Source organism: Streptomyces sp. XD-27 (assembly GCF_030553055.1).
Classification (GTDB): domain Bacteria; phylum Actinomycetota; class Actinomycetes; order Streptomycetales; family Streptomycetaceae; genus Streptomyces.
The window spans coordinates 6945614-6969488 of the sequence record NZ_CP130713.1 but is presented as its reverse complement, the minus strand read 5'-3'; the positions used below and the strand labels follow the sequence as shown (position 1 = coordinate 6969488).

Genomic DNA, 23875 nt, shown 5'->3' with positions numbered 1-23875 from the left:
GCGGACCGGCACGCGCCACAGACTCGGACAACGTCGAGGCATTCCCGAATGGCGCGTATCTGATCTCGTCGGCGATGGGTCTAGTGACCATAGGTGACCGGCTGGCCATGCCAGCCGGTCTTGCGGAGGAACTGTTCCCAGCTCAGCGTGTTGGGATCGATGCGCCGGCTCCACGTCGTGTCGCGGTCGTCTCGGAAGTATCCGAGGTCGACTGCGTACTGGGCCATGCCGAGGATCTCGTCGACCACCAGAGGGTTCTCCCCCAACGCGGGGAAGTAGGTCAGCAGGCCTTCGCGAGAGTAGGCGCTGCGGTACTCGGCTTTGAGTCCGGTGACACGGGAGAACGCCTCGACCATCTCGGCTGGGGAGATGACGTCCCCCACGACCGGCAGGCAGGCGCCGCGGTAGGTGTCGGGGTTGGAGAACACCTCGAGGACGGCCGGCCCGGTCGCGGTGAGTGGGTCCACGAAGGGGGCACGGAAGCCTTCGGGGAGGTAGAAAGGCATGAGCACCGTGTCACCATCGATGCGCGGGGTGTAGTACTCCAGCGCGTTGGTGTAGAAGAACGAGAGCATGATGAAGGTGTGCGCGATCGGCAGAGTCCGAATGTGCTCCGCGATGAGCGCCTTGTCGGTGAAGTGCGGGGCGTACTTGGTGCCCGAGGACCGCTCGTTGACGTTCTCGAGCGCACTGAAGACGACGTGGCTCACTCCGGCCTCGACCGCTGCATCGGCAAGTTGGCGCCCGAGAGGGAACTCCTCGGTGGAGGGAGGCGCGATGGGCGGGGTCATCAGGAAGGCCCCTCGGCCGATCCGAACGCGTCGACGAACTCACGCTGGTGACCCAGCGCGAGGGGAACCTCGGCGATCTCCGCTCCCAGCCCCGCCAGGCTCCGGGCCTGGGCAGAGTCGGCGTCCCGGGTCAGGGCTCGCACCCGGAACCTGCCGCTCTCAAGCAAGGAGGTGACGACGCTCCTTCCCTGCTTGCTAGTGGCACCCGCGACGACGATCAACGGCTTGCTGGTCTCAGACATCGTGTACTTCCTCTTGTGTATCCCCGGTGTTCGCGGCGGTCGGCAGTTGCGCGGCGGACACCGGAGGGGGCGTGAACGCACTCCATCATATCGACACATCGCGATATGTAAATGTGTCTGCTGGGAGCGAACTCAGTTCGTCACATCGAGATACGGTGGTGCGTGAGAGGTGAGGAGGCGACCGTGGCGACGGCACAGGCGACGAGCCCAGGGGGCGACGCGGAGAACGAGCCCCCTCTGGCTGCGGTCGAGGCATTGAAGGCGCTGGCGAACCCTGCACGGCTGCAAATCATGGACTGGCTGCGGGACCCTCACGGCGAGTTCGCTCAGTGGGAGCCGATAGCCGACCGGGACGAGGTCGGGGTCTGCGTCAGCCATCTGCAAGCCAAGTCGGGGCTGGCGCAATCGACAGTCTCCTCGTACATGGCAACCCTCGAGCGGGCAGGCCTGGTACAGGCCACGCGGGTCGGCAAGTGGATCCACTACAAACGCAACGAGGGCACGCTGTCGCGACTCGCAGAGATGCTCCGCGGCACATAGCGACGATCACGAAAGCCCGCTACGAGGCGACCAACGGCGTACGGCACACCAGACTCCGCGCGGCACGCTCGCGACATCGCGGGCCTGACTGAGGGAGGAACCAATCCCTGCTTCCGCGATCCTCGAAGCCTCGCTTCCCGCGCCGTTCAACGCTAACGAGCTCGTGCATGGTTGGAGGTGAGGCGTCGAGGACTTCGCTAGGGCTCGATGTTCACGTCTGCTGAGTCGATGCCAGGTCCGTGGTCTGCTGGTGGGACAGCAGGCTGGCGATGGCTTGGACGGTGTCGCTCATGTGCTCGCGATGGCCGTGGTGGCGGGCCAGGGCTCGCCAGTTCTTCGGGTGTGCGATGCCGTGCTCGACCCGGATGCGTCGCGAGGAATGCGCTTTGCGCTGGCGCTCGTACATCTCCTCGTACCAGTCCGGGGCGTTCTTCTTGAACTTGCGGTGTGGTGGTGTCACCGCACGTCCGCCGGTCTGCGCGCCCAGACCCTGGTAGCCGGCGTCGGAGAGGATCTCCACCGCGGGTCCATCGGCCAAGAGCTTGACCAGCCCTAACTGGCGGGCGTGGGTGATGTCCGCGCAGCTTCCGGGCCTGGTCGGGCTGCAGAACAGCACGCGGCCGTCTTCGTCCGTGACCACCATGGCCTTGACGGCGTTCTGCTTGCTCTTGCCGGAGATGAACGCATCCCGGCCCTTGCGGCCGACGGCGGGGCGTCGGACCCGGATCTCGGTGCCGTCGACCATCCCGGTCTTCCCGCTGGCGCCGAGATGGTCGACCACCTCGGCGAGGGTCCGCAGTCGTACGCCGGGGCTGATGGTGCACCCGCGCTCGGCGAGCAGGGGCCGCACCTCGCCGATGGCCCGGGTGATGGTCGAGCGTTCCACACCGAACCAGCAGGCCAGCACATCGTGGGTGGTTCCGTGGCGGAGATGGACGAGGGTGGCCAGAAGCCGGTCGACGAACACCAGCCGGTGCTTCGCGCCGGCGCCCACCGCCCGCTTCCGCGGCCGCGACAGGGCGGGCGTACCGCGAGGCAGCGTGAGAAGTCGTTCGACCGCAAGAAGGACGCTGTCGACTTCGCAACCAAGGTCGAGAACGACAAGCGCGAGAACATCTATATCGACCCGACCGCTGGCAGGGTTTCGGTGCGCCAGTACGCGACGGACTGGGTGGCGCTCAAGGTTGCCTCGGCCGGGACCCTTGAGTCCTACGAACGGATCATGCGCCTCCACGTCGTGCCGCACCTGGGCAACAAGTCCATAGCCCAGGTGACGGCTGCCGACGTGGAGGGCCTGTACGCCCGCTGGCGTCAGGATGGAGCATCGCTCAACACCATCGAGTCCCGCCGCGTTGCCCTGTCAGGGATGTTCTCGCACGCGGTGCGGCACAAGAGGATCGCAAACAGTCCCGTCAGCGAAGCCGAGAAGCTCGACAACCCCGTCATTCCGGTCGACGAGAAGACTCTGCCCAGCACCGATGAGATATCCGCTATCGCTCGCGAAATCGGCCCGCGCTTGGAACCTGCAATATGGCTGATGGCCTGTTGTGGCCTGCGGATCGGTGAGTCTCTCGTTGTCTTCCCAGAAGACTTCTTCGACGGCAATCTGCGCCTGCGTCGACAGGTTGTCCGCGTGAAGAACGAAGCGGGAAAGTACGCCGCCATGTATGCGCCGCTGAAGCATCGCAAGGAAGGCGAGTGGCGCGACATCCCCGCCGCGGCGATTCTCGATCCGCTCCAGGAACGGCTTCCCATCCTCAACGCCAATGGGAAAATGACGCACACCGGTCTCGTTCGCAAGTCATGGGACCGGGCAATTCGGCGGCTCGGCCTGCCGGAGTACAACCCTCACGATCTCCGTAAGAAGTGGGCGACCGAGACGCTGACCAATGGCGCGTCTCTGCACGAGGTTGCCCGCTGGCTGGGGCACTACTCGGTCAACCTGACTGCGGCCCTGTACGGCCACCTCACTCAGGACGGCCGCGAGCGTTGCCGCCAGATCATCCAGACCAGCTACGCGCCGCACATGCCCCCGTCAGCGCCAGCACCCGCCGCGTCCCGTGCTGAGTTGGTGCTGAGTTAGGCCGTTTCGGTCCCGCGCCGGCCAGGTCGACGCCTCCGCGGCGCATCCATCCAACTCAACTCGGATGGCTCTCGCTCACTCCCCGCCGATACCCTCGAACCACGTAGGCCCACCCTCTCTGGCCTGCTTGATTCGACTGATGGCGAAGTCCTCCATGTCGGGCAGCGCGTCCACCTCGAACCAGCCCACCTCCAGCGACTCGTCGTCGTTGACGCGCGCCTCGCCGCCCACCGCCCGGCAGAGGAAGCAGATGTCCATGAACTGGCAGACGTCGCCGTTGGGATAGACGATCGGTTCGAGGGCCTGGACGAGGATGACGCGCTCCGGCACGCACCGGATGGCGGTCTCCTCGTACACCTCGCGCACGATGGCCGCGGCGGGCTGCTCCCCCGGCTCCGGGATGCCGCCGATGATGGCCCACAGGCCCGTGTCGGACCGGCGGCCGAGCAGTACCCGGTCCTCGTCGTCGAGGACGATGGCGCTCACGCCGGGCAGCGGCAGCAGCCGGTGGCCGATATCGGCACGAAGCTCGCGAATGAAGTCAGGGGTAGGCATAGGGCGAGGGTAGCTGGCGGGGACGATCCGCTCGCGACGACCGATTCGCACATCAGAGACCCCGTTTCCGCGCAACTCCTCCACAGACAGGGCCGCAGCCGCTACGGTGTCCGGCAGTCCTTTGCCTGCGCTGGGGGTCCCCTCTGGGGGAGTCCGGCCCCACGGTCCATAGCGCGGTGCCCGTCACGACTCGGGGGATTCGACGGGATGGCGTCATCGGCCGTTCACCCTGCCCTACGGATGCGCGGCGGCGCGTCCGACACCGCCGGCGTCCTCATCCTCGGCGGCTGCGCCATCTGGGCGCTGGTGAGCGCCGCGGGCCGGGCCGCCCGTCCCGAGGGCGTGCTGCTGGCCGTGCTGGCCGTGGCCGCCGGGTACGCGTGCGGGCGCATGGCCGGGGCGCTCCTGCCCGTCGCCGCGACGGCCGCCACCGCGCTGGCGGGGCTCGCGCTCACCTCGACCACCTGGATCACCGGCGTGGACGGCGGTCCGGCGGGTCGGTCGGGGGCGGACGCCGCACAGCTGATCCTCGCCGCGGGGGCCGCGTGCTGCGCGGCGTGGGCGACCCGGCGGCCCGTGCTGCGGCTGGGCCTTGGGCTGCTGGCCGCCGGTGTCGCGGGCGCGGCTCTCGCGATCGGCTCGGTACCGGCCTGCGCGGCGGCGGCCGGCGTGCTGCTGTGCTCGCTGGCGGCGGGCCGGATGCGGCACCGGCTGCTCGGTCTGGCCGGGCTCGCCCTGGTCGCGGCGGTGGCGGTCGGCGGCTGCTGGGCGGTGGCGCAGAACGCCCTGCCGTCCGGGCTCGGCGGCGCCGTGCAGGGGCAGCTCACCGAGCACCGGATCCGGCTCTGGCAGGACGCCGCCCGTATCGCCGAGGACCACCCGGTGCGCGGGGCGGGCCCGGACCTGTACAGCGAACTGAGCCCGGTGGCGCGGGAGTCCGCGGAGCCGGACGGCAAGCCGCACTCGGCCCCGCTCCAGCAGGCGGCCGAACAGGGCGTCCCCGGGATGGTCCTGCTGGCCGCCGCCTTCGGCTGGCTGCTGTACGCGCTGTGGCTCTCGCCACGCTCCACCCAGGTCGTCCTGACCGCCGGGGCGGCGCTCACCGCGCTGGCGGTGGCGGCGACGCTGGGCAACGCGCTGAGCTTTCCGCAGGTCACGGCGGGGGCGGGGCTGCTGGCGGGGCTGGCCACGGCCCATGTGCGAGCCGAGGACCTGCCCTAGATGACGGTCCCGCCGGGTCGAGAGGGCTACGCCTGCGACGTGCGGCGGGCCAGGAGCCTCAGGTGGGCGCGGACGACGCGCACCGCCGCCTCCGCGTCGTCCACCGTGACCGTGAACAGACGCCCGTCGCCGAGCCGCAGCACCACTCCCTCGCCCTGGCGTACGACGACGGCGGTGCCCTTCTCGGGCCGCCAGCGGATGCCCCAGCCGCCCCACTGGCGAGGCGTGACGCGCGGCGCGAACTCGGCGCTCACCACGGACTTGAGCGGGATGCGGCGGCGCGGCAGGCCGGCGTAGCCGCAGCGCACCTCCATCGCGTCGCTGTCGATCCGTACCGCCACGTGGACGAAGGCGAGGGTGCCGAAGAGGACCAGCAGTCCGGCGGCGACGCAGCCGATCACCGACATCAGCAGCGGTCCGAGCCCGGAGACCGCCCAGGAGGTGTCGACGGCCAGATCGATGCCGAGGGCCACGCAGGCGGCGCCCAGGATGGCGAAGAGCCACTGCGCGCGGTTGGTCGCGCGGCCGGTCCACACGGGCGGCGGCAGCTGGCCCCCACCCCGGAACAGCTCCTCGCGGTGGTCCCTCATACCAGGCAGCGTACCTACGTTCCAGCGGCGAGGCGGGGAGCCGTTCCACCGGTGAGGCCGCTGCCCTCCAGGTAGCTCAGCGCCTCCGGGGGCAGCGCGGCGTCCCGGCCGCTCAGCAGCACGGTGAGCGTGCCGGTCGGGGCCGCGGCGGGAGCCGGGGCCGCCCCGATGCGGCGCAGCGCCTGGGCGGCCACGGCCTCGGCGGACCCGTAGAAGGCGATCGGGGGCGCCCCGGCGGGCTGCACGGCGGCGCGGATGCGGTCGACGACGAGTTCGTAGTGGGTGCAGCCGAGGACGACGGCCCGCACGTCGCGCGGGGTGCGGGCCGCGGCGGCGGCCACCGCCGCGTCGATCGCGTCGTCGTCCGCCCACTGCACCGCGTCGGCCAGCCCCGGGCAGGCCACCTCGGTGACCCGTACGCCATCCGCGAAGTCGCGGATCAGCCCGTGCTGGTACGGGCTGCCCGTGGTGGCGGGGGTGGCCCAGATGGCGATGGGGCCGCCGGCCGCCGCGGCGGGCTTGATCGCGGGGACGGTCCCGATCACCGGGAGCGCGGGCTCCAGCTCGGCCCGGAGCGCGGGCAGGGCGTGTACGGAGGCGGTGTTGCAGGCGACGATCAGCGCGTCCGGGGCGTGCGCGGCGGCGGCGCGGGCGCAGGCGAGCGCGCGGGCGGTGACGCGGCTGGTGGCGTCCTCGGGGGTGCGCGGTCCCCACGGCATGCCGTCGGGGTCGGAGGAGAGCACGAGGTCGGCGTCGGGGCGCATCCGGCGCACGGCGGCGGCGGCCGCGAGCAGCCCGAGTCCGGAGTCCATGAGCGCGATCTTCACCGAGTTCCGCCTGCCCTGTTCGCTGTGGCTGCCGTCGCAGCTGTCGTGGTCGCTGTCGTTCCGGTCTGTCGTCCCGGTCCGTGCCCGGATGCCGTCGGCGTCCGTCCGGACCGGTGCGCCAGGGGTCTCCTGGGCCATGGCACGGGCCCCGGACACTTTAGTCGATCGCCGGTGCGCGCCCGGCGGCGGTGAGGTGGCCGGTCCGGCAGACTGCGGCGGGTGAGCTCGCTGCTGTGGATCGCCGTCGGGGCCCTGCTCGCGTGGGGCTGGCTGCTGCTGGGACAGGGATTCTTCTGGCGTACGGACGTCCGGCTGCCGCGCCGGGCCGATCCGGACGAGTGGCCCGCGGTGGCGGTGGTGGTGCCGGCGCGGGACGAGGCCGAGGTGCTGCCCCGCAGCCTGCCGTCGGTGCTCACGCAGGACTATCCGGGCCGCGCCGAGGTCTTCCTCGTGGACGACGGCAGTACCGACGGCACCGGTGAGCTGGCGCGGGCGCTCGCCGACAAGTACGGGGGGCTGCCGCTGACGGTGGCCTCCCCCGGCGACCCCGAGCCGGGCTGGACGGGGAAGCTGTGGGCCGTGCGGCACGGCATCGCGCTGGCGCGGACCCGTACCGACGCCGCGTATCTGCTGCTGACGGACGCGGACATCGCGCACGAGCCGGACAGTCTGCGGGAGCTGGTGCGCGCGGCGCATCCGGACGGCCCGGACCTGGTGTCGCAGATGGCGCGGCTGCGGGTGGTGACGTTCTGGGAGCGGCTGATCGTTCCCGCCTTCGTGTACTTCTTCGCCCAGCTCTACCCCTTCCGGTGGGTGAACCGGGCCGGGGCGCGGACGGCGGCCGCGGCGGGCGGCTGCGTCCTGCTGCGCCGGGAGGCGGCCGAGCGCGCCCGGATCCCGGATGCGATCCGGCAGGCGGTCATCGACGACGTGGCGCTGGCGCGCGCGGTGAAGCGGACGAAGCCGAACCGGGGCATCTGGCTGGGGCTGGCCGACCGGGTCGACAGCGTGCGGCCGTATCCGCGGCTGGGCGGGCTGTGGCGGATGGTGTCGCGCAGCGCCTATGCCCAGCTGCGGCACAATCCGCTGCTGCTGGTGGCGACGGTCGCGGGGCTGGCCGTGGTCTATCTCGTGCCGCCGGTCGCCGCGTGCGCCGGGGCGCTGACGGGGGACGGGGCGCTGCTGGCGGTGGGCGGCGCGGCCTGGGCGGTGATGGCCGGTACGTATGTGCCGATGCTGCGCTACTACCGGCAGACCCTCTGGCTGGCTCCCCTGCTGCCGCTGACGGCCGTCCTGTATCTGCTGATGACGGTGGATTCGGCGGTGCGGCACTGCGCGGGGCGCGGCGCGGCCTGGAAGGGGCGTACGTACCCCGCTCCCAAGGCCGCGCCGCGATCCGACGCCTGACACGAGCTCAGTCCGCACCCATGTGACTTATTTGCGGCCGGGTGTCCAGTTCATGCCCCAGCCGTAGGCGTGGTCGAGCGTGCGCTGCGGGCTGACGCCGCGCTGCGGCACCAGGTAGCGCGCCTCGCGCTGGACGACGAGGTCGCCCCGTTGTTGGTGATGAGGGCGAGCGCGCAGACGTTGGACGGCACGGTGCACTCGTCCAGCGAGAAGTCGATCGGGGCGCCGGCCTGCGGCGTGAGGGTGACCGTGGCGTTCAGGTTGGCGAAGCTGCGGGCGCCCTCGTAGATGGTGACGAAGACCAGGATGCGGCGGAAGACGTGCCGATGGTCGAGGTTGATGGTGAGGTTCTCGCCGTCGGCGCGGGCGCCGGTGCGGTCGTCGGCGTCCAGGTGGATGAACGGCGGCTGGTGCAGCGAGCCGAAGGAGTTGCCCAGAGCCTGCACCACGCCCTTGCTGCCGTCGGCCAGCTCGAAGAACGCGCCCAGGTCGAGGTCGAGGTCGCCGTGCAGGGCCAGCGCCTTGCCGAGCTTGCTCCCCCAGCCCTGGAACTGCTTGTGCACCTGCCAGTTGAGATTGACCCGCATGGCGCCCGAGGTGCCGCCCTGCTTGGTGAGCGAGACGGTCGGGGACTCCTTCGTCAGGGTGACCTTGGTCAGCCGTACGGGAGCGGACGCGGCGGGCGGCGCGGCGGGGGCCCCGGCGGGAACCTGCGGGGCGGCGGCGGGCGGGGGCGGCAGCGGCGCGGCGTAGCCGGTCGGCGGCGGCGCGGGTGCGGCGGGGGCCGGGGCGGCGGGCCGCGCGGGCGGCGCGGGCGCGGGCGGCTGGGCGGCGACGTGCGGAGGCTGCTGCGGCTCGTCGACCGTGATGCCGAAGTCGGTCGCGAGGCCCGCGAGTCCGGTGCCGTAGCCCTGGCCGACGGCGCGGAACTTCCACGTCCCCTGCCGGCGGTACAGCTCGCCGAGGACGAAGGCCGTCTCGACCGTGGCGTCCTCGCTGTCGAAGCGCGCGAGCTCGGTGCCTGCGGCCGCGTCCAGCACCCGTACGTGCAGGCCGGGCACCTGGCCGAAGGCGCCGCCGTCGGCCGAGGCCGCGAGGACCACGGTCTCGATGGCGGGCTCCACCCGGTCCAGGTCGGCGAAGAGCGTGTCGGTCACCTCGCCGCCCGCCGTGCGCTTGCCCTCGTGCCGGACGGCGCCGGAGGGGTGCGTCGCCTGGTTGTAGAAGACGAAGTCCGCGTCGGAGCGGACCTTGCCCGAGGCCAGCAGCAGCGCCGAGGCGTCCACGTCCGGCACCCCCGGCCCGCCTCGCCAGCCGATCTCGACCCGCACCGCCGACGCCGGCACCTGAACATTGGCGCCCTTGCGCATCGCCATTCCTTCCCCCTGCCTCTCATCCGTCGTGTGTCCGGCGGGTCCGTGCCCGGATTCCAACCGACGGTAACCCACCGGGAGCGCGCTCTTTACACGATCTCAACGTACCCTGACGACCGATTTTCCCAGGTTCGCTGTGATTGGGGATCGCCGGGCGCAGGGAACCCACGAAACAACCCGCTTATCCGACTCCACAACCAGCACATCGTGGGCTTAACTTATGGACTATGAGCTCCCCCCGCAGCACCTATGGCGGCGGCTACTACTCCTCGCCGTCCTTCCCGGACACTCCCATCTACGACAGCCTCGTCGCGGAGCGGGGGACACCGCAGATCGCGCCCATCCGGGTCCCGTCCCCGTATGACGCGAGCGGCTTCTTCTCGCCTGCCTCGCCGGCGCTCCCGGCGGCGCTGCCCGCCCTGCCGGCCGCGCCGTCCCCGCAGCACACCCCGCCGCACGGCTATCCGGCGCAGGGCGGCATGCCGCAGCCCAGCGGGTTGCAGCACCCCCGGCGCCGTACATCCCGCCGCAGTCGACGGGCCCGCGCGGCTATCCGGGCGCCCAGCCGCCGATGCAGCAGCCGCGTCCGGGCATGGGCGGACCGACGGGGTACGAGGCGATGCGCCCGGCCATGCCGCGGCCTGCCGCCCCGCGCCCGGCGCCCGCCCCGTACCAGGACCAGTACGGGCGTCAGCAGTACCCGAACCAGGGCTACTGACCGCACCATCGGGGAGGCGCCGCGGGGGGCGCCGCCCCGGCGAACGACGGCCGCCCGCCGAACCGTTCGCGGCGGCCACCCGCTGACCCGTTCCGCGGTCAGTGCGGCCCGCCGCTGTTGTAGGGGTTGTGCAGGTCCAGCGCGCGGTTGCGGGCGCTCTGCAGCCGCCGGCCCATGGCCTGCGCGCAGGCCAGCACGAGTTCGTAGCCCAGGGCGGTGTCGTCCGTGCAGAGCTGCCGGACCGCGGCCGCGTCGAACTCGTGCGCGCGCACCGGGCTGAGGGCCTCCGCGCCCAGGTGCCAGCCGCCCGGCGGGAACAGCCACGACCAGCCGACCAGCTCGCCGGGGCCGAGTGTCTCGATGACCACGGGCCGGCGCCCCGGCACCCGCATGTCGAGGGTGACCGATCCGGTGCGGACGATCCAGAAGCGGTCGGCCCTGCCGCCCTCCTCGAAGAGCCGCGCGCCGGAGGGGAAGGACGCGTCGTGTGCGAGCGCCAGCAGCCGGTCGCGGTGCTCGCCGGACAGCCCGCTGAGAAGTCCACTCATGTCCTCAGGGTGCCGCGTCGGCTCCCGTCCCGCCCATCGGCGTCCGTGGTGCCGCACCGGCGTCCCATCGCGCCCCGTCGGCGTCCGATCGCGCCGCACCGGCCTCTCGTCGCGCTCATCGGCGGCGGCTGTGGCATGGTCGGTCGCAGGGCCGCACGCGTGCCGCACGGCGGCCCGCACAAGGGACGTACACGAGGGACGTAACGGTGCACACGCCATCCACGCTCTCCGACAGCGCCGTGGAGGAGCTCGACTCGCACTGGCGCGCGCTGAACTACCTCGCCGCCGGCCAGCTCTATCTCCGCGGCAATCCGCTGCTCACCGAGCCGCTGCGGCCGGAGCACATCAAGCCGCGGCTGCTGGGGCACTGGGGCACCTGTCCGGGCTGAACCTGGTCTACACCCACCTCAACCGCATGATCCGCGAGCGCGACCAGGACACCGTGTGCGTGTGGGGTCCGGGGCACGGCGGGGCCGCGGTGCTCGCCGGTGCCTGGCTGGAGGGCACGTACGGCGAGCTCAACCCCGACTGCGGCCGCGACCTGGCGGGGCTGACGCGGCTGTTCCGGCAGTTCTCGACGCCGGGCGGCGTGGCAAGCCACACCGCCCCCGAGGTGCCCGGCTCCCTCCAGGAGGGCGGCGAGCTGGGCCACTGCCTTGGGCACGCCTACGGCGCGGCGCTGGACAACCCGGACCTGCTGGTGGCCTGCGTGATCGGCGACGGCGAGGCGGAGACCGGGCCGCTGGCCGCCTCCTGGCACGCGAACAAGTTCCAGGACCCGGTGCACGACGGTGCCGTGCTGCCCATCCTCCACCTCAACGGGTACAAGATCGCCAACCCGGCGGTGCTCGCGCGGCTGGGGGACGCGGAGCTCGACGCCCTGCTGCGCGGATACGGCCACGAGCCGCTGTACGTCACCGGCCGGCTGGACAGCGATCCCGCGCACGTCCACCGCGACATGGCCGCCGCCCTGGACCTCGCGGTGGACCGGATCGCCGCCATCCGCCGCGCCGCCCGCGAGGACGGGGACCGGCGGCGCCCGCACTGGCCGCTGATCGTGCTGCGTACGCCGAAGGGCTGGACCGGGCCCGAGGAGGTCGACGGCGAGCCGGTGGCGGGCACCTGGCGCGCCCACCAGGTGCCGCTCGACGCCGTCCGCGAGAACCCCGACCATCTGCGGCAGCTCGACCGGTGGCTGCGCTCGTACCTGCCGATGGAGCTGTTCGACGAGGGCGGCCACCCGCGGCCCCCGGTGCTGGCCTGCGTCCCCGACGGGGACCGCAGGCTGGGCGCCAACCCGCACGCGAACGGCGGCCGGCTGCTGCGGGAGCTGCCGCTGCCGGACCTGGCCCGGTTCGCGGTGCCCGTGGACCGGCCCGGCACCGCGCTGCACGAGCCGACGCGGGTGCTCGGCGGGCTGCTGCGCCAGATCATGGCGGACACCGCGGACCGCCGGGACTTCCGGGTGGTGGGTCCCGACGAGACCGCGTCGAACCGGCTGCAGGACCTGTACCAGGCGACCGGAAAGGCGTGGCAGGCCGAGCGCGCCCCCACCGACCGGGACCTGGCGCCGGACGGCCGGGTCATGGAGGTGCTGTCGGAGCACCTGTGCCAGGGCTGGCTGGAGGGCTATGTGCTCACCGGGCGGCACGGGCTGTTCTCGTGCTACGAGGCGTTCGCGCACATCGTGGACAGCATGGCCGCGCAGTACGTGAAGTGGGTCGGCACCGCGCGCACGGTGCCCTGGCGGGCGCCGGTCGCGGGATTGAACTACCTGCTGACCTCGCATGTGTGGCGGCAGGACCACAACGGCTTCTCCCACCAGGACCCCGGCTTCGTCGACCACGTCCTCAACAAGAACCCGGACGTGGTGCGGGTGTACCTGCCGCCGGACGCCAACACCCTGCTGTGCGTCGCCGACCATGTGCTGCGCACCCGCGACGTGGTGAACGTCGTGGTCGCGGGCAAGCAGCCCGGCTTCGACTGGCTGGATATCGACCAGGCGCGCGACCACTGCGCGCGCGGGGCCGGGGTGTGGGAGTGGGCGGGCACCGAGGAGCGGGGCACCGGACCGGACGCGGTGCTGGCCTGCGCCGGCGACGTCCCCACCCAGGAGGCGCTGGCCGCGGCCGCGCTGCTGCGCCGGCATCTGCCGGAGCTGTCGGTCCGGGTGGTGAACGTGGTCGACATGACGCGGCTGATGCCGCGCGAGGAGCATCCGCACGGGATGACGGACAAGGAGTTCGACGCGGTCTTCACCCGCGACCGCCCGGTGATCTTCGCCTACCACGGCTATCCGTGGCTGATCCACCGGCTGACGTACCGGCGGGCCGTCCACCCGCAGGTGCATGTGCGCGGCTACAAGGAGATGGGCACCACGACCACGCCCTTCGACATGGTCGTACGCAACGATCTCGACCGGTACCGGCTGGTGATGGACGTCATCGACCGGGTGCCGGGGCTCGCGGTGGGCGCCACGGGGGTCCGGCAGGCGATGGCGGACATCCGGCAGCGGCACCACCGCTGGATCCGACGGCACGGCACGGACCTGCCGGAGGTCGTGGAGTGGAGCTGGCCGGGCTGAGCCCGCGGCTCACTCCGGCGCGGCTGCTACTTCGGGGCGTGGGCACCCAGGTAGAACAGCAGCCACAGGAAGCCCGCGAAGACGTGCCCGGCGACCACGTACACGAAGACGCGCCAGGCGACGGCGCGCTCCTTGTACTCCTCGGATCCGGCACCGCCGCCCTCGTACCCGGCGTGCGGCGCCTTGGCGGGCTCATCAGTCATACGGACGAGTGTACGCGGGGTCCGGATTTCGCCGTCCGTACACCGCTCCTCCCGCCTGACGCGGTATATGAGGTACTCACAAACGGACAAGGGGGTGCGGCAGGGTGCGAACGGTTCGGGGGCTCTGGCGGTGGCGGGACAACCCGCTGCGCCGCGCGACGGACCTGGCCGAGGCGTGCGCGGGGCTGGCCGCCGCCCTGCTGATCCTGTGCCTCGCCCCCGCCGTCGGCTGGCTGACCGGCATGATCGCCCATGACGCGCTCAACGACGCGGTGCGCGAACAGCGGGCCCGGCGGCACGAGGTGACGGCGACCGTGGTCACGGTGCTGGCGCAGCCGCCGGTCGACCCCGACCCGGAGACCTCGTCGGCGCGGGACGCCCACCGCCGGGTGCTCGCCCGCTGGACCGGGCCGGACGGGAAGACGCGCACCGGAACGGTGCACGCGCCGGCCTCCGAGGCCGGCCCGGGCGACCGCATCCCGCTGTGGACCGACGAGCACGGCTCGCCGGTCGGCCGCCCGCTGGACAGCGCGACGGCCACCACGCACGCCGTCTTCGCCGGGGTGGGCGCGGCGGCCCTGGCGGCCGGCCTGGTGGAGGGCGCGCGGCGGCTGGTCGTATGGCGGCTGACGCATCGGCGGTACGCCCGCTGGGACAGCGCGTGGGAACGGGCCGGGCAGGATTGGGGCAGAGCGGGCGCGGGGAGCTGACCGCTCAACTCGCCCTCCACCGCGCACGCTACGGTGGGGCCTTCACGCACCACGGCGGGCCTTCACGGCGCCGCTGTACGCGGTCGGCACACGCACGAGGTGGGGGCACAGCAGCACCATGGCACAGGGCTCGGTCGTCCAGGTGACGCACACCGGAACGTCGCGCTGGCGGCGCCGCACAGGAGAGTACGCCTCCCTCGCCGCGGCGCTGGAGGCGGCCGGGGAGGGGGACGTGCTGTCGATCTCCCCGGGTACGTACCGGGAGAACCTGGTGATCGGCCGGGCGGTGACGCTGCGCGGCCCGGAGGGCTCCCGCGGCGCGGTGCGGATCGCCCCGGCCGACGGTGTGGCGCTGACCATCCGCGCCTCCGCGACCGTGCGGGACCTGCACATCGAGGGGCAGGACTCGGCCTCGCCCGCGCTGCTGGTCGAGGACGGGGCGCCGGAGATCTGCGACGTGCGGGTGGCCACCCGCTCGGCGGTGGGCATCGAGGTGCGCGGCGGCGCCCGGCCGACGGTGCGCCGCACGTCCGTCGACAACCCGGCCGGGGTGGGCGTGAGCGTCCTGGACGGCGCGGGCGGGGTGTTCGAGGAGTGCGAGGTGGTGGCCGCGGGGCAGTCCGGCGTCGCGGTGCGCGGCGGCGGCCGTCCGCGGCTGGAGCGCTGCAAGGTCCACCACACCTCCGGGTCCGGTCTCTCCGTCACCGGTGAGGGCAGCACGCTGGAGGCGGTCGGCTGCGAGGTGTACGAGATCCGGGGCGCGGGCGTCGCGGTCTCGGCGCGCGCCACGGGACACCTGACGGACTGCCAGGTGCACCGGACCTCCTCCGACGGGGTCAACCTCGACACCGACGCCGTCCTCACGCTCGCCGACTGCGACATCCACGACATTCCGGAGAACGCGGTGGACCTGCGGTCGCGTTCGGTGCTGACGCTCACCCGCTCCACGGTCCGCCGGTTCGGGCGCAACGGCCTGTCGGTGTGGGACCCGGGCACGCGCGTGGACGCCAACCAGTGCGAGATACATGACAGCACCGGCGACTACCCGGCGGTGTGGGTGAGCGACGGGGCGGCGGCCGTGCTCGACGCCTGCCGGGTGCGTGATGTGCCGGACGCCCTGTTCGTCCTGGACCGCGGCTCCCGTGCCGACGTGGTGGACAGCGACATCTCCCAGGTGCGCAACACGGCGGTGTCGGTGAGCGACGGGGCGACCGCCCAGTTGGACGACTGCCGGATCCGGGAGGCCGCGACCGGCGCGTGGTTCCGCGACCACGGCAGCGGCGGGACGCTGGCGGGCTGCACGATCGACGGGACGGCGACCGGGGTGATCGTCACCAAGGGCGCCGACCCGACGGTGGAGCGCACCACGGTCAGCTCCCCCACCGAGGCCGGGTTCTACGTCTCCGCCGAGGGCCGGGGCACGTTCCACACCTGCCGGGTGACGGGCAGCGGCGGCTACGGCTTCCACATCATCGACGGCTGCCGTACGACGCTGACCCGCTGCCGCACCGAGCGCTGCGCCCGCGGCGGCTACGAGTTCGCCGAGCCCGGCCCCGTCAGCGAGGACTGCACCAGCGACGAGAGCGCGACGCCGGAGCCCGTCCCGCCGCCGCTCCCGGCCACGGCAACGCAGTCGGCCCCGGCAACCGCCGGGCTGCTGGGCGGCGTCCCGGTGCCGCGGCCCGCGCAGACCGCCCAGATGGCTGAGCCCGCGCCGCCGGCCCGGGAGGCCAAGGAGGTGCTGGGGGCGCTGGACGCGCTGGTCGGGCTGGAGAGCGTCAAGCGCGAGGTGCGGGCGCTGACCGACATGATCGAGGTCGGCCGCCGGCGGCAGCGGGCCGGGCTCAAGGCCGCCTCGGTCCGCCGCCATCTGGTCTTCACCGGCTCCCCGGGACCGGCAAGACCACGGTGGCCCGGCTGTACGGCGAGATCCTGGCCGCCCTCGGGGTGCTGGAGCGCGGCCATCTGGTGGAGGTCTCCCGGGTGGACCTGGTGGGCGAGCACATCGGCTCCACGGCGATCCGTACCCAGGAGGCGTTCGACCGGGCGCGCGGCGGGGTGCTGTTCATCGACGAGGCGTACGCCCTGTCACCGGAGGACGCGGGCCGGGACTTCGGCCGGGAGGCCATCGACACGCTGGTGAAGCTGATGGAGGACCACCGCGAGGCGGTCGTCGTCATCGTCGCCGGGTACACCGCGGAGATGGAGCGGTTCCTGACCGTCAACCCCGGGGTGGCGTCCCGCTTCTCCCGCACCATCACCTTCGGCGACTACACCCCCGAGGAGCTGCTGCGGATCGTGGAGCAGCAGGCGGAGGAGCAGGAGTACCGGATCGGGGAGGGCGCGTCGGAGGCGCTGCTGAAGTACTTCACGGCGGTGCCCAAGGGCCCGGCGTTCGGCAACGGCCGTACCGCCCGGCAGACCTTCGAGGCGATGGTCGAGCGGCACGCGGGCCGGGTCGCCCAGCTGGCCGACCCGAGCACCGACGAGCTCACCCTGCTCTATCCGGAGGACCTGCCGGCGCTGCCCTGAGCGGGGAGCCGGTGCCCGGCCCCGTCGGGCAGCCGGGCCAGCAGCCCGGCCCGCTCCTGCTCGAAGACCGGGTCGGCCTGGTAGTCGCCGTGCCCCAGGATGGCGGCGGGCAGCGGGTGTTCGGCGGTACGGCCGTAGGCGAGCGGATCCTTGAGGGCGCCGCGGTCCACCTCGGGCCCGGCCTCGTCCGGCAGCCGGATGGGGCCGCCGATGGGGTCGGTGTACCGCCACAGGTTGCGCCAGCAGCGCACCTCGCCGTGCAGGGCGAGCAGCGGGCCGGGGCCGAAGTAGGCGGGGAACCAGCGGCCGTACAGCCGCTCCAGCGGGGAGCCGTAGGTGAGCAGGGCGACCTGACGGCGGGTCTTGCGGTCCAACTGCCAGACGGCGGCCGCCGCCAGCACGCTGCCCTGGGAGTGGCCGGAGATGACCAGCCGGCCGCCGGTGCGCTGGGTCCAGGTCCGCATCCGCCAGGTGAGGTCGGGGACGGCCCGCTCGGCGTAGCAGGGCGGCGCGAAGGGGTGCGCGGCGCGCGGCCAGAACGTGCCGACGTCCCACAGGATGCCGATGGTGCGGCGGGCCGACGGGTTGCGGTAGGCGCGCCGCCCCCAGGCGACGAAGGTCAGGAACGCCAGGCCCACCAGCCAGGAGCCCAGCGCCTGCGCGGTCTGCGCGGCGCCGTCGAGCACCGCGTTGGTGTCGTCGCAGGCCCGGCCGGGGACCTCGTCGGTGGCCCAGGCGCCGGCGACGGCGCCCGCGCCGAGCACGAGCGCGAACAGGGCCAGGGGGCCGACGATGGCGGGCACGTCGTCGGTGAGTCCGGCGCGGGCGATGGTCCCGGCGATCCTGCGGGTGCGCACGCCGTCGGGCCGCTCCCCCGGATAGCCGTCCGGCACGGTGCGGATCAGCCGGGCCCGCACCCGCCATACGCGGACGGCGAAGACGGCGGCCAGGAGCAGCAGCAGGAGCACCAGCACGGGGACGGCGGCGGCCTGCCAGGACAGGATGACCGGCGGGCCCGGCATCGGCCCCGCGCCGGGGACGGCCGGGCCGTCCAGCCAGTCGGCCATCCGCTGGGTGACGCCCCCGGTCAGCAGCGCGCCCAGGGCGCAGGCGAACATGGCCACCGCCGCCCCGCCGAGCCCGAACAGCGGGGTACGCGGGGTGCGGTTGGCGCGGTGCAGCAGCAGGGCGCACACCGCGATGCCGGTGACCAGCGCACCCTGGACGAGGACGATGAGGCCGAAGGTCTGGTCGCCGGGCAGCTGCCGCCCGGCCGAGGACCAGTCCGGGCGGGACCAGCCCGCGTACAGCATCGACAGCGCGAGGCTGCCCAGCGCGGCACTCGGCAGCGCGGTGACGGTGAGCCGGTCGAGGTGCTCGTCCAGCCTGCTCTCGCTGCGGCCGCGGCTGCACACCACGTAGAGCACCATCAGTTCGACGACGACCAGTACCGCGGCCAGCACCCAGCTGAAGACGTCCAGTGCCGCGCTGCCGCCCGGCGCGTGGTCGTAGCGGGCGGCGGGGGCGGCGACGGCCGACGCGACGGTGAGGAAGCCCGCGGCGGTGTGGGCGGCGCGCAGCCGGGCCACGAGCCGGCGGCCGTACCAGAAGCCGGGCAGCCGCAGCGCCGGTCCTTCGCCGGACTCCGGGTCGGTCTCCTCGACCGGGAGCCCGAGGGGCGGCTGCGACTCGTAGGCGCTCCAGGTGCGGTTCGACAGGTACCACAGCAGCCCGGTCAGCGCGGCGGGCAGCAGGGCGGCGAGGGCGAGCCTGCGGCCCGGCTGGCTCCACCAGCCGTCGTGCCCGGCGGACATGAAGCCGAGCCAGGGCCGGTTGTCGGCGCACGAGCCGGTGCCGGCGCACTGCCAGGCGACCAGGTCCAGGGCCACTTCGCAGGCCGCGGCGATCAGCACCACGGTCAGGCTGAGGGCGACGAGCCGGACGAGGACGCCGTAGGCGCGTACCGTCCGGGTGCGGCCGGGCGCGGGCGGCCGCATCCAGTGGGCGAGGTTGGCGACCATGAAGGGCAGCAGGAGCAGCCACAGGGCGCGGGCGCCGTTGCCCGAGGTGAGGTTGGACCAGCAGTACGCCTCGCGGACGGGTTCGCGGCGGTAGTCGCCGGGGCGGTCCTCGGCGTCGCCGTCCTCGGTCCGGCGGTGGACGCCCGCGGTCTGGTCGCCGGTGACCCGGACGACGCGCGGGTCGGCCAGCATCTCCTGGGGCGTCGCGCCGCCGACCCCGTGGACCAGCAGCTCCAGCTCCAGCCGCGGCCGCTTGCCGTCCGGCGCCCTTTCCGGCCCGTTGTCCGACTCGGTGTCCGGCTGCCCTTCCGGCCCGTCGTCCGGCGCGGCGTCCGGTGCCGTGTCCGGTGTCCCGTCCGGCTGCTCCTGCCCTCGTGCCGTGCCGTTGTCCCGCGTGGTCGTCGCCACCGTCGCCCCCCGATTCCGGTGTCCCCATGAGGTCTGGGACATCCCCCATGAAGCATCCCCGCCGCGCGGCGTGGTCGTGGCGCGACACGGGCGGGTGAACCGAAATCGTAACCCTGTGCGCTCATCCGGCCGCCTGTCATCGGCGCGTGGGAGGATGAGCTCACCTGGGCGGGTGGCTGATCGGAAGCAAGGTGGGAACACCGTGAGTGACAACCAGAACCTCCTCGCGGAGCAGCGGCGTGCTCTGATCCTCGACGAGGTCAGGCGGCGCGGCGGGGTGCGGGTCAACGAACTCACGCGCAAGCTGAACGTGTCGGACATGACGGTCCGTCGCGATCTGGACGCCCTCGCCCGGCTGGGTGTGGTGGAGAAGGTGCACGGCGGTGCGGTGCCGGTCGCGGAGGCGAGCACCTACGAGCCCGGGTTCGAGGCGAAGTCGGCGCTGGAGCTGAGCGCGAAGGAGGACATCGCGCGGGCCGCGGCGGCGATGGCGGCGCCCGGCAGCGCGATCGCCCTCGCGGGCGGGACGACCGCGTACGCGCTGGCCCAGCGGCTGCTGGAGGTTCCGGATCTGACGGTCGTGACGAACTCGGTCCGGGTCGCCGACGTCTTCTACGCGGCGCAGCGCTCGGCCGCGGGCGGCGGCGCGGGCGCGGCGCGCCCGGGGGCGGCGACGGTGGTGCTGACGGGCGGGGTGCGGACGCCGTCGGACACCCTGGTGGGTCCGGTCGCGGACGCCGCGATCCGTTCCCTGCACTTCGATGTGCTGTTCCTCGGGGTGCACGGGATATCGGTCGAGGCGGGGCTGTCGACGCCGAACCTGGCGGAGGCGGAGACCAACCGCCATTTCGTGCGGTCGGCGCGGCGGGTCGTGGTGGTGGCGGACCACACCAAATGGGGCACGGTGGGCCTGAGTTCCTTCGCCTCGCTGGACGAGGTGGACGCGCTCGTGACGGACGCGGGCCTGCCCGCGCGGGAGCGGGCGGAGATCGCGGAGCACCTGCCGGAGCTGATCGTGGCGGGCGAGCCGTCGGACGACGGGCAGCCGTAGCGGGCGCCGAGCGCGTTCCGCCGGTCGGGACAGCGACCCGAACGGGCGAGTCCGGGCGAACCCTATGGTGCTCCGCGTCGTTCACCCGGCATGCCAACACGTGAGATCGCAAGCTTTGTGGCAGTCACCGCGGCGGCAGCGGGTGCGGTGCTCGGCGTCGCGCCCGTCGCCGGGGCGGCCACGCTGTCCGACGGCCCCCCGAACGTGTCGTTCGAGAACAACTGCACCGTCACCAACCACGGCGGAGGCAGTGGCGGAGGCAGCGGCGGTGACTCCACCGACCTGCCCAGGCACCTCCTGCCCCTTCCGCGTCACGGGTCCGTCGGCGACGACCACATCTCCACGCCGCTCAACGGCAGGATCAACCACTGCGGGGACTCGTTCCTCACCCAGGGCCCGAGGGATCTCGCCAAGTGGGGCATCAACCTGGCGCCGGTGACCCGGTGACCGAGTGACCCGGTGACCGCGGTGAGCAACCTGCCGACTTGACGGCATGTCAGCTATGGTGCGGCCATGACACGCCGCCTGCGCCCCGTCGGGCTCGACTTCCTCGGGGCCGCCCCGTTGCGGCTGGTCTTCCATGCCGAGGTGGCGGCCGCCCCCGACGCCGTCTTCCACCAACTGCGAACCACCGCGGACTGGCCGCGGTGGTTCGCCGCCGTCGCCGAGGCGCGCCCGGTGGACGGCGGGCGGGGCCGGGAGGTCCGGCTGCGGGGCGGCACCCGGTTCGCCGAGACGGTCCTGGCGGCCGAGCCCGCCGAGCGGTACGCGTACCGGGTGGACGCGACCAACGCCCCGGGGCTGCGGGCCCTGCTGGAGGAGTGGCGGCTGACGCCGTCCGGCAACGGAGCCGGCACCCGGGTCCGGTACACCTTCGCGGTGGACGCCCCGGCGCCGCTGCGGTGGGCGATGACACTGGGCCGGGCGGGCGTGGGGCGCGCGTTCCGGCGCGCGATGCGGGCCCTGGACCGCCGCGTGGCGTCCGCCGGGCGCTAGCGCCCGGCGGCTCGGTGCGTGCCGCGCGGCGCGGTCAGCTCGACCACTTCCCCGTCGCCAGGAAGCCCTCGATCGCCATCGCGTACGGCGTGATGTCCAGCCCCTGCTCCGCCAGCCAGGCGTCGGAGTAGTACTTGTCCAGGTAGCGGTCGCCCGGGTCGCACAGCAGGGTGACCACGCTGCCCGTACGTGACTCGGCCACCATCTCCGCGACGATCCGCAGCGCGCTCCACAGCCCCGTGCCGGTCGAGCCGCCCGCCTTGCGGCCGATGGCGCCCTCCAGCGCGCGCACCGCCGCAACGCTCGCCGCGTCCGGCACCTTCATCATCCGGTCGATCGCGCCCGGTATGAAGCTCGGCTCCATCCGCGGTCGGCCGATGCCCTCGATCCGCGAGCCGCAGTCACTGGTGGCGTCCGGGTCGTCGTTCACCCAGCCGTCGAAGAAGCAGGAGTTCTCGGGGTCCGCGACGCAGACCCGGGTGTCGAAACTCATGTAGTGGACGTAGCGGGCGATCGTCGCGGAGGTGCCGCCGGTGCCCGCGGTCGCGACGATCCACGCAGGCTCGGGGAACCGCTCCAGCCGCAGCTGCTGGTAGATCGACTCGGCGATGTTGTTGTTGCCCCGCCAGTCGGTGGCGCGCTCGGCATAGGTGAACTGGTCGACGTAGTGGCCGCCGGTCTCCGCCGCGAGCGCCGCGGCCACCTCGTACATCCGCCGGGAGTCGTCCACGAAGTGGCAGCGGCCGCCGTGGAACTCGATCAGGCGGCACTTCTCGCGGCTGGTGGTGCGCGGCATCACGGCGATGAACGGCACCCCGATCAGCTTGGCGAAGTACGCCTCGGAGACCGCGGTGGACCCGCTGGACGCCTCGATGACGGGCTTGCCGGGCCTGATCCACCCGTTGCACAGCCCGTACAGGAACAGCGAGCGGGCCAGCCGGTGCTTGAGGCTGCCGGTGGGGTGGGTGGACTCGTCCTTCAGGTACAGGTCGATGCCCCACTGCTCGGGCAGCGGAAAGCGCAGCAGGTGGGTGTCGGCCGAGCGATTGGCGTCGGCCTGGACCTTTCGGACGGCTTCTTTCAGCCAGTCCCGATAAGCGGTGTCACTCCGGTCCACGTCGATGGTGCCCATGATCGCCTGCTGTGTGGTGCCCGCGCCGTTCATACCGCTTCCCTGTGCTCGCGTTCCGACCTGACTGAAAACAGTCGGTCATCTCGATCATATGTGGGTACTGGTGTCCAGTCGCTGTCACGGGCAGACTGCGCAACAGGGACAATGGGAGAGCGGGCGCGAGCCCGCTGGGGAGATTCGGGGAGGCGGTCCACGTGGCGGAAACCGAGTTCAACGCCCGAGGAGTGCGGATCGAGAAGAATCTGCGCTCCGTCACGCGTGCCGGACAGGTCCTGATCAAGGACGGCAGGCTGGAGCTGCTGACCAGCAACGGCCGGGAGATCGACAGCGCTCCGGTGCAGTCGGTCCGGGCCGGCAGGCCCTGGTTCACCGACGGGGACCAGGCACGCGCCACGGTCAACGGTACGCGCTATCGCCTCACCCTCGCGGAGCAGGACGCGGCGGCCCCCGCCGCACCCGCGGAGGGGGGCGCCGCCAGCCGGTTCCTGGACGCGATCCGCAGCGCACGCGGCCGCGCCGGGAAGGACTGAGCACCTTCGAGTTGCGCATCTGAGCGGGTGGGCCGACGCTTGACGCGTATGAGTATCACTGAGGGTTAACCGGCGGTGACGCTGAGAACCGGCCCTCCGGTCGTGTACGGCTGCCCGCGCGGCCGCGCACGTTCATCGCCCGCATCTGAATCAGGCTAGCCCTAACTCTTCTTCAGGGAGTCGCAGCCGTGATCAGTCTTCCTAGCAGGCATTGCACGGTGGAGTTGCAGGCTCTGCCGGCGCGGATCGGCCAGGTCCGCAGAATCGTCTCGGCGCAGCTGCGCTACTGGCACATCGACGCGCTCATCGACCCGGCGGCGCTGTGCGTCACCGAACTGCTGACCAACGTGCACCGGCATGCGGAGCCGGACAAGCAGTGCACGGTGGAGATCGTTCTCATGCTGGACCGGCTCACGGTCTCGGTGCGCGACCGGGACCCACGGCTGCCGCGGGTGTGCGAGGCGGACCCGGTGAGCACCCATGGTCGCGGGCTGACCATGGTGGCCGCCGTCAGCGAGAGCTGGGGCATGCACGCCGGGGACGACGGCAGCGGGAAGGTCGTGTGGTTCACGCTCGCCGCGCCGCGGGGGCTCACCACTGGCACGTCCCCGCTCGCGGCGCACGGCGCGGGGCGCGCGCCCGCCGCCGAGCGTCGCGCGGCGGCCCCGCCGGACCGCAGGGGCGGCACGCGACCGGGGCCGGTGGCCGCCGCACGCGAGCGCACGGCGGTCCGGTCGGCCGTCTCGGGCTGACGGAGTTCGGAGGGCGCCATCGGCCGGGCCTGCGGGTGACTGCCCGTCACCCAGCCGGGGG

The 23875-nt window shown here is 72.9% G+C and carries 20 protein-coding genes and 4 pseudogenes; 13 read left to right on the top strand and 11 right to left on the bottom strand.

Features of this window, described 5'->3' with window-relative positions; genetic code table 11:
* Window positions 1-80: 80 nt before the first annotated feature.
* Entirely contained in the window at window positions 81-791 is a 711-nt protein-coding gene (locus Q3Y56_RS30530) for an NmrA family NAD(P)-binding protein (protein WP_304464985.1), read from the bottom strand.
* A complete protein-coding gene (locus Q3Y56_RS30525) occupies window positions 791-1033 on the bottom strand; it encodes an NmrA family NAD(P)-binding protein (protein WP_304464984.1) in 243 nt (80 codons plus the stop codon). Before Q3Y56_RS30525 ends, Q3Y56_RS30530 begins: the two co-directional genes overlap by 1 nt.
* Before the next feature lie 291 nt (window positions 1034-1324).
* On the opposite strand from Q3Y56_RS30525, the gene Q3Y56_RS30520 reads away from it, so the two are divergent.
* A complete protein-coding gene (locus Q3Y56_RS30520; protein WP_369696871.1) occupies window positions 1325-1573 on the top strand; it encodes an ArsR/SmtB family transcription factor in 249 nt (82 codons plus the stop codon).
* A 211-nt stretch (window positions 1574-1784) separates the two neighbouring features.
* Here Q3Y56_RS30520 and Q3Y56_RS30515 read toward each other — a convergent pair whose 3' ends face one another.
* Window positions 1785-2540: a transposase family protein gene (locus tag Q3Y56_RS30515; RefSeq protein WP_304464983.1), complete on the bottom strand. Its 756-nt coding sequence runs from the start codon at window positions 2538-2540 to the stop codon at window positions 1785-1787.
* Here Q3Y56_RS30515 and Q3Y56_RS30510 point away from each other — a divergent pair.
* On the top strand, window positions 2505-3656 hold the full coding sequence (locus tag Q3Y56_RS30510) for a tyrosine-type recombinase/integrase (protein WP_304465872.1): 1152 nt from the start codon (window positions 2505-2507) through the stop codon (window positions 3654-3656). The genes Q3Y56_RS30515 and Q3Y56_RS30510 overlap by 36 nt on opposite strands.
* A 75-nt stretch (window positions 3657-3731) precedes the next feature.
* Here the strand turns inward: Q3Y56_RS30510 and Q3Y56_RS30505 are convergent, their stop codons facing one another.
* On the bottom strand, window positions 3732-4211 hold the full coding sequence (locus tag Q3Y56_RS30505) for an NUDIX domain-containing protein (protein WP_304464982.1): 480 nt from the start codon (window positions 4209-4211) through the stop codon (window positions 3732-3734).
* Window positions 4212-4451: 240 nt separating this feature from the next.
* On the opposite strand from Q3Y56_RS30505, the gene Q3Y56_RS30500 reads away from it, so the two are divergent.
* Complete coding sequence (locus Q3Y56_RS30500) at window positions 4452-5432, top strand: O-antigen ligase (protein ID WP_304464981.1); 981 nt, start codon at window positions 4452-4454, stop codon at window positions 5430-5432.
* A gap of 26 nt (window positions 5433-5458) precedes the next feature.
* Here the strand turns inward: Q3Y56_RS30500 and Q3Y56_RS30495 are convergent, their stop codons facing one another.
* Together Q3Y56_RS30495 and Q3Y56_RS30490 are read right to left on the bottom strand one after the other, a co-directional pair.
* Entirely contained in the window at window positions 5459-6022 is a 564-nt protein-coding gene (locus Q3Y56_RS30495) for a hypothetical protein (protein ID WP_304464980.1), read from the bottom strand.
* A gap of 14 nt (window positions 6023-6036) precedes the next feature.
* Complete coding sequence (locus Q3Y56_RS30490; RefSeq protein ID WP_304465871.1) at window positions 6037-6849, bottom strand: glutamate racemase; 813 nt, start codon at window positions 6847-6849, stop codon at window positions 6037-6039.
* 219 nt (window positions 6850-7068) lie between these two features.
* Here Q3Y56_RS30490 and Q3Y56_RS30485 point away from each other — a divergent pair, with 219 nt between their 5' ends.
* Window positions 7069-8256, top strand: coding sequence for a glycosyltransferase (locus Q3Y56_RS30485; protein ID WP_304464979.1), 1188 nt, complete (start codon window positions 7069-7071; stop codon window positions 8254-8256).
* A 27-nt stretch (window positions 8257-8283) separates the two neighbouring features.
* Here the strand turns inward: Q3Y56_RS30485 and Q3Y56_RS30480 are convergent.
* Window positions 8284-9632: pseudogene (locus Q3Y56_RS30480) on the bottom strand (TerD family protein).
* Between the two features lie 224 nt (window positions 9633-9856).
* Between Q3Y56_RS30480 and Q3Y56_RS30475 the strand changes: the two are divergent.
* Window positions 9857-10347 (top strand): annotated as a pseudogene (locus tag Q3Y56_RS30475) (DUF6643 family protein).
* Window positions 10348-10445: 98 nt separating this feature from the next.
* Here the strand turns inward: Q3Y56_RS30475 and Q3Y56_RS30470 are convergent.
* Window positions 10446-10895 carry a Crp/Fnr family transcriptional regulator gene (locus tag Q3Y56_RS30470; RefSeq protein ID WP_304464978.1) on the bottom strand — a complete coding sequence of 150 codons (450 nt, stop codon included), beginning with the start codon at window positions 10893-10895 and terminating at the stop codon, window positions 10446-10448.
* A gap of 206 nt (window positions 10896-11101) precedes the next feature.
* Here Q3Y56_RS30470 and Q3Y56_RS30465 point away from each other — a divergent pair.
* Window positions 11102-13479 (top strand): annotated as a pseudogene (locus Q3Y56_RS30465) (phosphoketolase).
* 26 nt (window positions 13480-13505) lie between these two features.
* On the opposite strand, the gene Q3Y56_RS30460 reads toward Q3Y56_RS30465, so the two are convergent.
* Window positions 13506-13682, bottom strand: a complete 177-nt coding sequence (locus Q3Y56_RS30460) for a DUF6126 family protein (protein ID WP_304464977.1) — start codon at window positions 13680-13682, stop codon at window positions 13506-13508.
* Between the two features lie 104 nt (window positions 13683-13786).
* On the opposite strand from Q3Y56_RS30460, the gene Q3Y56_RS30455 reads away from it, so the two are divergent.
* Together Q3Y56_RS30455 and Q3Y56_RS30450 are read left to right on the top strand one after the other, a co-directional pair.
* Window positions 13787-14392 carry a hypothetical protein gene (locus Q3Y56_RS30455; RefSeq protein ID WP_304464976.1) on the top strand — a complete coding sequence of 202 codons (606 nt, stop codon included), beginning with the start codon at window positions 13787-13789 and terminating at the stop codon, window positions 14390-14392.
* 118 nt (window positions 14393-14510) lie between these two features.
* Window positions 14511-16924: pseudogene (locus Q3Y56_RS30450) on the top strand (right-handed parallel beta-helix repeat-containing protein).
* Here the strand turns inward: Q3Y56_RS30450 and Q3Y56_RS30445 are convergent.
* Window positions 16894-19137: a hypothetical protein gene (locus tag Q3Y56_RS30445; RefSeq protein WP_304465870.1), complete on the bottom strand. Its 2244-nt coding sequence runs from the start codon at window positions 19135-19137 to the stop codon at window positions 16894-16896. The pseudogene Q3Y56_RS30450 and the gene Q3Y56_RS30445 overlap by 31 nt on opposite strands.
* A gap of 418 nt (window positions 19138-19555) precedes the next feature.
* Here Q3Y56_RS30445 and Q3Y56_RS30440 point away from each other — a divergent pair, with 418 nt between their 5' ends.
* The 3 genes from Q3Y56_RS30440 to Q3Y56_RS30430 all read left to right on the top strand — a co-directional run bounded on the left by Q3Y56_RS30440 (window position 19556) and on the right by Q3Y56_RS30430 (window position 21400).
* Entirely contained in the window at window positions 19556-20404 is an 849-nt protein-coding gene (locus Q3Y56_RS30440) for a DeoR/GlpR family DNA-binding transcription regulator (protein WP_304464975.1), read from the top strand.
* A 117-nt stretch (window positions 20405-20521) separates the two neighbouring features.
* On the top strand, window positions 20522-20851 hold the full coding sequence (locus Q3Y56_RS30435) for a hypothetical protein (RefSeq protein WP_304464974.1): 330 nt from the start codon (window positions 20522-20524) through the stop codon (window positions 20849-20851).
* A 66-nt stretch (window positions 20852-20917) separates the two neighbouring features.
* Window positions 20918-21400 (top strand): SRPBCC family protein, encoded by a 483-nt coding sequence (locus Q3Y56_RS30430; protein WP_304464973.1) that lies wholly within the window; start codon window positions 20918-20920, stop codon window positions 21398-21400.
* A 34-nt stretch (window positions 21401-21434) separates the two neighbouring features.
* Here the strand turns inward: Q3Y56_RS30430 and Q3Y56_RS30425 are convergent, their stop codons facing one another.
* Window positions 21435-22565: a PLP-dependent cysteine synthase family protein gene (locus Q3Y56_RS30425; protein ID WP_304464972.1), complete on the bottom strand. Its 1131-nt coding sequence runs from the start codon at window positions 22563-22565 to the stop codon at window positions 21435-21437.
* A gap of 161 nt (window positions 22566-22726) precedes the next feature.
* On the opposite strand from Q3Y56_RS30425, the gene Q3Y56_RS30420 reads away from it, so the two are divergent.
* Together Q3Y56_RS30420 and Q3Y56_RS30415 are read left to right on the top strand one after the other, a co-directional pair.
* A complete protein-coding gene (locus Q3Y56_RS30420) occupies window positions 22727-23062 on the top strand; it encodes a hypothetical protein (RefSeq protein ID WP_304464971.1) in 336 nt (111 codons plus the stop codon).
* Window positions 23063-23250: 188 nt separating this feature from the next.
* Window positions 23251-23814 (top strand): ATP-binding protein, encoded by a 564-nt coding sequence (locus Q3Y56_RS30415; protein WP_304464970.1) that lies wholly within the window; start codon window positions 23251-23253, stop codon window positions 23812-23814.
* The last annotated feature ends 61 nt before the right edge of the window (window positions 23815-23875 follow it).

Coding starts and splice junctions, on each gene's coding strand:
- Q3Y56_RS30430 (WP_304464973.1), top strand. CDS start 20,918: ATGACACGCCGCCTGCGCCCCGTCGGGCTCGACTTCCTCGGGGCCGCC.
- Q3Y56_RS30425 (WP_304464972.1), bottom strand. CDS start 22,565: ATGAACGGCGCGGGCACCACACAGCAGGCGATCATGGGCACCATCGAC.
- Q3Y56_RS30445 (WP_304465870.1), bottom strand. CDS start 19,137: ATGCTGGCCGACCCGCGCGTCGTCCGGGTCACCGGCGACCAGACCGCG.
- Q3Y56_RS30530 (WP_304464985.1), bottom strand. CDS start 791: ATGACCCCGCCCATCGCGCCTCCCTCCACCGAGGAGTTCCCTCTCGGG.
- Q3Y56_RS30510 (WP_304465872.1), top strand. CDS start 2,505: ATGGACGAGGGTGGCCAGAAGCCGGTCGACGAACACCAGCCGGTGCTT.
- Q3Y56_RS30495 (WP_304464980.1), bottom strand. CDS start 6,022: ATGAGGGACCACCGCGAGGAGCTGTTCCGGGGTGGGGGCCAGCTGCCG.
- Q3Y56_RS30470 (WP_304464978.1), bottom strand. CDS start 10,895: ATGAGTGGACTTCTCAGCGGGCTGTCCGGCGAGCACCGCGACCGGCTG.
- Q3Y56_RS30505 (WP_304464982.1), bottom strand. CDS start 4,211: ATGCCTACCCCTGACTTCATTCGCGAGCTTCGTGCCGATATCGGCCAC.
- Q3Y56_RS30460 (WP_304464977.1), bottom strand. CDS start 13,682: ATGACTGATGAGCCCGCCAAGGCGCCGCACGCCGGGTACGAGGGCGGC.
- Q3Y56_RS30500 (WP_304464981.1), top strand. CDS start 4,452: ATGCGCGGCGGCGCGTCCGACACCGCCGGCGTCCTCATCCTCGGCGGC.
- Q3Y56_RS30520 (WP_369696871.1), top strand. CDS start 1,325: ATGGACTGGCTGCGGGACCCTCACGGCGAGTTCGCTCAGTGGGAGCCG.
- Q3Y56_RS30525 (WP_304464984.1), bottom strand. CDS start 1,033: ATGTCTGAGACCAGCAAGCCGTTGATCGTCGTCGCGGGTGCCACTAGC.